Annotated in this window: 2 protein-coding genes; both read right to left on the bottom strand. The window is 67.4% G+C overall.

The window, feature by feature from the left end:
* A partial coding sequence (locus LDO27_RS25475; RefSeq protein WP_224044656.1) for a condensation domain-containing protein occupies positions 1 to 1625 on the bottom strand: 1625 nt, incomplete at its 3' end.
* A partial coding sequence (locus LDO27_RS25470) for a non-ribosomal peptide synthetase (protein WP_224044654.1) occupies positions 1622 to 6623 on the bottom strand: 5002 nt, incomplete at its 5' end. The genes LDO27_RS25475 and LDO27_RS25470, both read right to left, overlap by 4 nt.

Genomic DNA, 6623 nt, shown 5'->3' with positions numbered 1-6623 from the left:
TGGGACGCCGCATCCAGCTCCGCGTAGCTCAGGGTCTTGTCTCCACACCGCACGGCCACCGCGTCGGGCTGCATCCGGGCTCGTCTAGCGATGGCCACATGCACCGGCTCGGCCTCGCGGAAGCGATCATCGACGGCATTCCATTCGCGCATCTGCTGTTGTTCGCTCTCATCGAGCAGTCCGAGCGTGCCGACCAGCGCATCGGGATTGGCCGCGATCTGCCGAAGGATGGCGACATAGTGCCTCTGTAGCCGTTCAATGGTCCCGTGATCGAACAGGTCGGCGGCATAGCCGAATACGCCTTCCAGATGCCCCGCCTCGTCCTCCTGCGTATCCAGCGCCAGATCCACCTTGGCCGCATTGGCGGTGCGCTCGACCTTCTCCAGCGTCAAGCCGGTCAGTTGCCGCAGCGCGCGCAGATCCCGGCGCTGATGGTTGACCATGACCTGGAACAACGGGTTATGCGAGAGGCTGCGCTCGGGCTGCAGGGCCTCGACCAGTTGCTCGAAGGGCAGTTCCTGATGCGCCTGCGCCTGCAGCATGGTCTCGCGCACCTGCCGCAGCAGTGCGGCAAACGAGAGCGTGCCGTCGATCTGCGTGCGCAGCACCTGCGTGTTGACGAAAAAGCCGACCACGCCTTCGGTCTCGACGCGGTTGCGGTTGGCGATGGGCACGCCCACGCGCAGATCGCGCTGGCCGGTGTAGCGGTAGAGCAGGACCTGGAAGGCCGTCAAGAGCACGGTGAAGAGCGTGGTGTCGGCCTGTCGGGCCGCGGCGCGCAGCTTGTCGGCCAGTGGCAGTTCCAGTGAAAACGAAACGGCGCCGCCCCGATGTGAAGGCACGGCGGGACGGGGTCGGTCGGTTGGCAGTTCGAGCACCACCGGGTCCATGCCCAACTGTTCCTTCCAGTAAGCGAGCTGGCGCTCCAGTTCGCCGGCTTCGAGCCACTGCTTCTGCCAGGCGGCATAGTCCGCGTACTGGATGGGCAGGTCGGCCAGGCGCGCCGGGATGCCAAGGACAAAGCTCTCGTAGAGCCGGGCGAACTCGTCGACGATCACGTTCATGGACCAGCCATCGGAGATGATGTGGTGCATGGTGACGAGCAGGATATGGTCGTCGTCGGCCAGGCGCAGCAGGCGCACGCGCAGCAGCGGCCCGCGCTCCAGGTCGAAGGGGGCCTGCGCCTCGGTATCGACCAGCGATTGGACGAGACTGTCGCGGGCAGCGGGGTCCGTGGCGGTCAGGTCGGATACGGCGATGGTGAAGGGCGCCGGCGCATGGATGCGCTGCACGGCGGCCTCGCCCTCCTGGTGGAAGGTCGTGCGCAGGCTTTCGTGGCGGGCGACCAGCGCGTCGAAGGTCTGGCGCAGCGCCGTGTCGTTCAGCGTGCCGCGCAGTCGCACGGCGCGCGGAATGTTGTACAGGCCGGCGTCCGGGTCCATCTGCCACAGGAACCACAAGCGCTGCTGCGCGTAGGACAACGCAGCCTCGGTTTGGCCCCGCGCAGGGATGGGCAAGTGCCCAAAGTCCATGCCGCGGGTGCGCAACTCTTCGATGAAACGCTGTTGCGCTTCAGGCTTGAGGCCGGCGAAGCGTTGGGCAAGGCGCAGTTTATCCACGCTCATACTTCCGTCTCCAGATTGTCCATCCAGGATTCCATGTCGAGCCAGGCCTTCGCGTCCTGCTGCTGGCTCGCGGCGCCGTGTGTGCGGCCGGTTGCCTCGTCGATGCTGGTCGCCATGGCGGCGAGATCGGCCGACTCGAAATAGACGCGCAGCGGCAGCGATGTCGCGATGCGGTCATTGACGACGGCGGCCAGGCGAGTGATGAGCAGGGAATGGCCACCGAGTTCGAAGAAGTTGTCGGTGATGCCGACCTTCTCGACGCCGAGCACGTCTTGCCAAACCTGTGCGAGCAGGGACTCGGTGTCGTTGCGCGGGGCGACGTAGTCCTGCGTCTCCCATACGGGCTCGGGCAGTGCGCGGCGGTCGAGCTTGCCGTTAGGCGTGACCGGCAGGCGGTCCATCGGCACGATCTGCGCCGGGACCATGTGGTCGGGGAGTTGGGCTTTTAGCGCGGCCTTGAGCGTGGCGGGTTCGGTGTTTGCGAGGACGCAGTAGGCGACCAGCTTGTCGTCCTGGACGACGACCGCGGCGTCGACCACGCCGGCTTGTGTGCGCAGCATGTGTGCAATCTCGCCGGGCTCCACGCGATAGCCACGGATCTTGACCTGCTCGTCGGCCCGGCTGAGGTAGTGAATGCGGCCTTGCCAGTCTTCCTTCACGCGGTCGCCGGTGCGGTACATGCGCGCGCCTGCCACAAAGGGATCGGGCAGGAAGCGTTCGGCTGTGAGTCCCGGCCTGTTCAGGTAGCCGCGTGCCACCTGCGGTCCACCAATGTACAGTTCACCCGCGACGCCAGCGGGAACGGGATTCAGATCGGCGTCCAGCACGTAGACGTGCGAGCCGGGAAGCGGCTTGCCGGTCGGCACGGGGCCGTCCTCGACTTCTGCCGCGTGGTGCGTCAGCACGCCGACCGTGGTCTCGGTGGGGCCATAGTGGTTGAACAGCTGGCAATCCGGCTTCAGCGTACGAATCGTCTGCGCCAGATCGGCGGAGGTTGCCTCACCGCCAAGAATCAATGCCGCATGCGGCAGTACATCCGCTGGCTGGCGTGCCTGGAGCAGGGCGCGCAGATGGCTTGGCACGATCTTGAGAATGCCGACGCGGTGACGCGCCATGTAGGCGGCGAAGCGGTCGGGATCGAACGCGTAATCGTGCGGCAGCAGATGGAGCGTCCGACCGCTGTACAGAGCGCCGAACAAGACGGTGTGCCCGAGGTCGGCGGCCGTGGTGGACACCATGGCCATCGAGGCGTCGGCAGGCAGGTTCAGTCGTTGGAGCACGCCGCTGACATAGTGTGCAAGTGCGCCGTGGCTGACGACGACACCCTTCGGTGTGCCGGTCGAGCCGGAGGTGTAGATCAGATAGGCGGCTTGATCGGGCACCACATCCATCGACGGTGCCGCCTCAATAGGCGTCAACCGGTCCGGATCGATCGAATCGACCCCTTCCAGCGCCCCGACGACAACCGTGGCCCCCGCATCCTCCAGCAATTGCCGCAGGCGCTCCACCGGCTGGCCCGGATCGAGCGGCACGCAGGCCGCACCGGCCTTTAGGATGCCGAGCCAACCGATGGCAAAGGCGAACGAGCGCTCGATGCACAGCCCCACCGTGGACTCCACGCCAACGTCTCGCGCCACCAGCGCCTGCGCCACGGCATTCGCCAGCCGGTCCACCTGCAACCGTGTCAGCGTGGCGTCTACCACCTGCAGTGCGATGGCGGATGGCTCGTCCGCGAGATTGCGCTGCCATGCCGTGAGCACATCGACCGCCGCGGCGGCCGACTCTGCAACGAGCCTTCCCGCTTCCTCGCTCGGCAATCCGAGCGAGGCGACGGGTGCGGCCAGATCTCCCGCGAGCCGTTGGAGGACAGCAGCGTAATGCCGCTGCAGCCGCTCGATCGCTTCGTGGTCGAACAGCGCGGTGTCGTAACTGCTTGCGATCTCCAGCGTCTCGCCGGCGGAGACGACCAGCGTCAGCGGATAGTTGGTGGTGGCGGCATGGTCGACCTCGCCCAGTTGCAATCCGTGCTGGTTGCGTTCACGCAGGGCCGCGTCGACCGGATAGTTCTCGAACACGAGGATGCTGTCGAACAGCGCCTGCCCGCCAAGGCCGGCCCAGCGCTGGATGTCGAACAGTGGCACGTGTTCGTGCTCGCGCAGCGCGATGTTCTCGGCTTGCAGCGCTTGCATCCAGCTGCCGATGGACTGCTCCGCAGACGGCGCCTGGATCACCGGCAGCGTGTTGATGAACAGCCCCAGCATGGTGTCGGCGCCGGGCAGGGCGGCGGGACGACCCGAGACGGTGGCACCGAAGGCGACGGCGCGCTGGCCGGTATAGCGCTGCAGCACGACGATCCACGCCGCCTGGAGCAGCGTGTTCAGCGTCAGGTGCTGTTGCTGCGCGCAGCGCTGCAACGTGGCGAGCGCGGCGGCATCGAGGCTCGTGCGGCGCACCGCGTGGCCCTTGGCGGGATGGCGCACCGGGATGGCATCGGCCAGCCGCGTGGGCATCTCCAGCACTTGCAGGCGCTGGCGCCAGAAGGCTTCGCTGGCGCTGGCGTCCTGCTGCTGCAGCCACGCGATATGGTCGCGATAGCGGCCCGGCGAGGCGGGCGGCGTCTGGCCGTGATAGCGCTGCAGGACTTCGCCGATCAGGCAGGCAGTGCTCCAGCCGTCGAGCAGCAGATGGTGGCTGGTCCAGATCATGCGGTAGCGCTGGGGTTCGGTACGCACCAGGCGCACGCGCATCAGCGGGGCGGTGTCCAGGGCAAAGGGCCGCTGGCGTTCGTTGAGGGCGATGGCATCAACGCTTGATTCGATAGCATCTTCGATGCACACCGGCGAGGGCACATGGCGGTGCACCGCTTGCAGCGCCTGTCCGTCGAGCTGGATAAAGCTGGTGCGCAGGATCTCGTGACGGGCGACGGCCTCGTCCCAGGCGCGCTGGAAGCGCGGGGCGTCCAGGCCATCGAGCGTGATGGCAAGCTGGTTCACGTAGATGCCGGCTTCCGGGGTGTAGAGGGTGTGGAACAGCATCCCCTGCTGCATGGGGGTCAGGGGATAGAGGTCGTCGATCTGCGCGTGATCGAGCGGCAGCCGATCCAGTTGGGTCTGCGTCAGCGCGGCCAGCGGCACGTCGGAGGGCGTCAGCGCACCGGCCGTTGCTTGCAGGCAGTGGTCGATGGTGGCGTCCAGCGCTGTCTCGCAAGCGCGCAGCAGCGCGGCGATGGTGTCGCGGTCATAGCGGGCGGTGCTGAAGGCGAAGTCCAGTTCGAGCGCGCCGGCCGCGACCTGGCCGTTGACGGTGATCCAGTTGCCAAGCGGCGCGTCGGGACTGCGCGGTGCGCCGTGCGGCTCGGAGGCACGCGCGAACAGCGCGTCGTCGCCGAAGCCCTGGTCGAACTGGCCGAGGTAGTTGAAGGTGAGGCGGGGCAGGTCCAGTGCCGCGAGTTCGTGCCGCACGGCCTCCGGTCCGAGGTAACGCAGCAGGCCGTAGCCGAGACCGTTGGCCGGGATGGCGCGCAGCGCTTCCTTGACTTGGCGGATCGATTGAGCCGGATCGTGCAGCACCGGCAGCGCCACGGGAAACACGGTGGTGAACCAGCCGACGGTGCGGGACAGGTCGGTGGACTCGGACAAGGCTTCGCGGCCGTGGCCCTCGAGCAGCATGCCGGCGCGGTCGGTGCCGGCCCACTGGCCCAACGCTTGCGAGAGGGCGCTCAGCAGCAGGTCGTTGATCTGCGTGCGATAGGCGGCGTGGGCCTGGGTGAGCAGCAGACGGGTGCGCTCGGGGGAGAGGCGAAGGGTCAGGGTGTCGGCGTCGGCGATGCGGTCTTGATGCGGCTGCCGGTCGCAGGGCAAGGCCGGTGCGTGCTGAGCGCGCCAGTACTTCGCTTGTCCGAGAGCGATGTCGTTATTGGCATGGTCGACCAACGCCTTGGCCCACGCCTGATACGACGTGGTGCGGGTGGGCAGGCCGATGGGCTGATCTTGCATCGCCATTCGATACGCGGCCTGCAAGTCTTCAAGGAGGATGCGCCAGGAGACGCCGTCGACCACGAGGTGGTGGATGGCAAGGAACAGGCGCTCGGTGCCATCGGCCAGCCGGAGGTGCAGGGCACGCAGAAGTTGTCCGCTGTCCAGGCGCAGGCTCTGCTGGGCGCGGGAGCAGGCGTCGGTCAGCTCGGCGGTATCGGCGACGGATTGCTGCCACAGCAGATCGGCCGGGACGGCGTCGGCATAGTGCTGCTTCCACTGGCCGTTCGACTGGGTGAAGGACAGGCGCAGCGCGTCGTGATGGGCCACGATGGCTTGCAAGGCGCGGTCCAGCGCAGCGGTATCGAGGAGTTCCACGGGCCGCAGCAACACCGACTGATTCCAGTGATGGCGATTCGGGATGGGCGAGTCGAAGAATTCCTGCTGCACCGGCAGCAACGGCACCTCGCCGGTGGGGCGTTCCTGCGCTTGTCCCGCCTGCACCGCCGTTGCGACCTGGGCCAGCGCCTGCACGGTCTGATGCAGGAACAGATCCTTGGGCGTGAAGCGCAGTCCGGCACGACGCGCGCGGCTGACGGCCTGAATGGACAGGATCGAATCGCCGCCGAGCTCGAAGAAGTTGTCGGTGATGCCGACTTTCTCAACGCCGAGCACCTCCTGCCAAACCTGCGCGAGCAGGGTCTCGGTGTCGTTGCGCGGCGCGACGTAGCCCTGCGTCTCCCATACCGGCTCGGGCAACGCGCGGCGATCCAGCTTGCCGTTGCCGGTGACCGGCAGGCGCGCCAGCGTGATGCACTGCGCCGGCACCATGTAGGGCGGCAGGCAGTCTTCCAGATGACGGCGGAGCGCTGCGGCCGGATCGTCGAGCGGATCGACGGGCACCACGTAGGCCACCAGTTGCTTGCCACCCGGCCCGTCATGCGGCACGACGACCGCCTCGCGCACCGCCGGATGCGCCCGCAGGCGGGCCTCGATCTCGCCCGGCTCGATGCGATAGCCACGG

Origin of the sequence: Cupriavidus respiraculi, from assembly GCF_914271545.1 — a bacterium.
GTDB lineage: Bacteria > Pseudomonadota > Gammaproteobacteria > Burkholderiales > Burkholderiaceae > Cupriavidus > Cupriavidus respiraculi.
The sequence above is the reverse complement of the archived record's forward strand: the minus strand, read 5'-3'. Positions and strand labels throughout refer to the sequence as shown.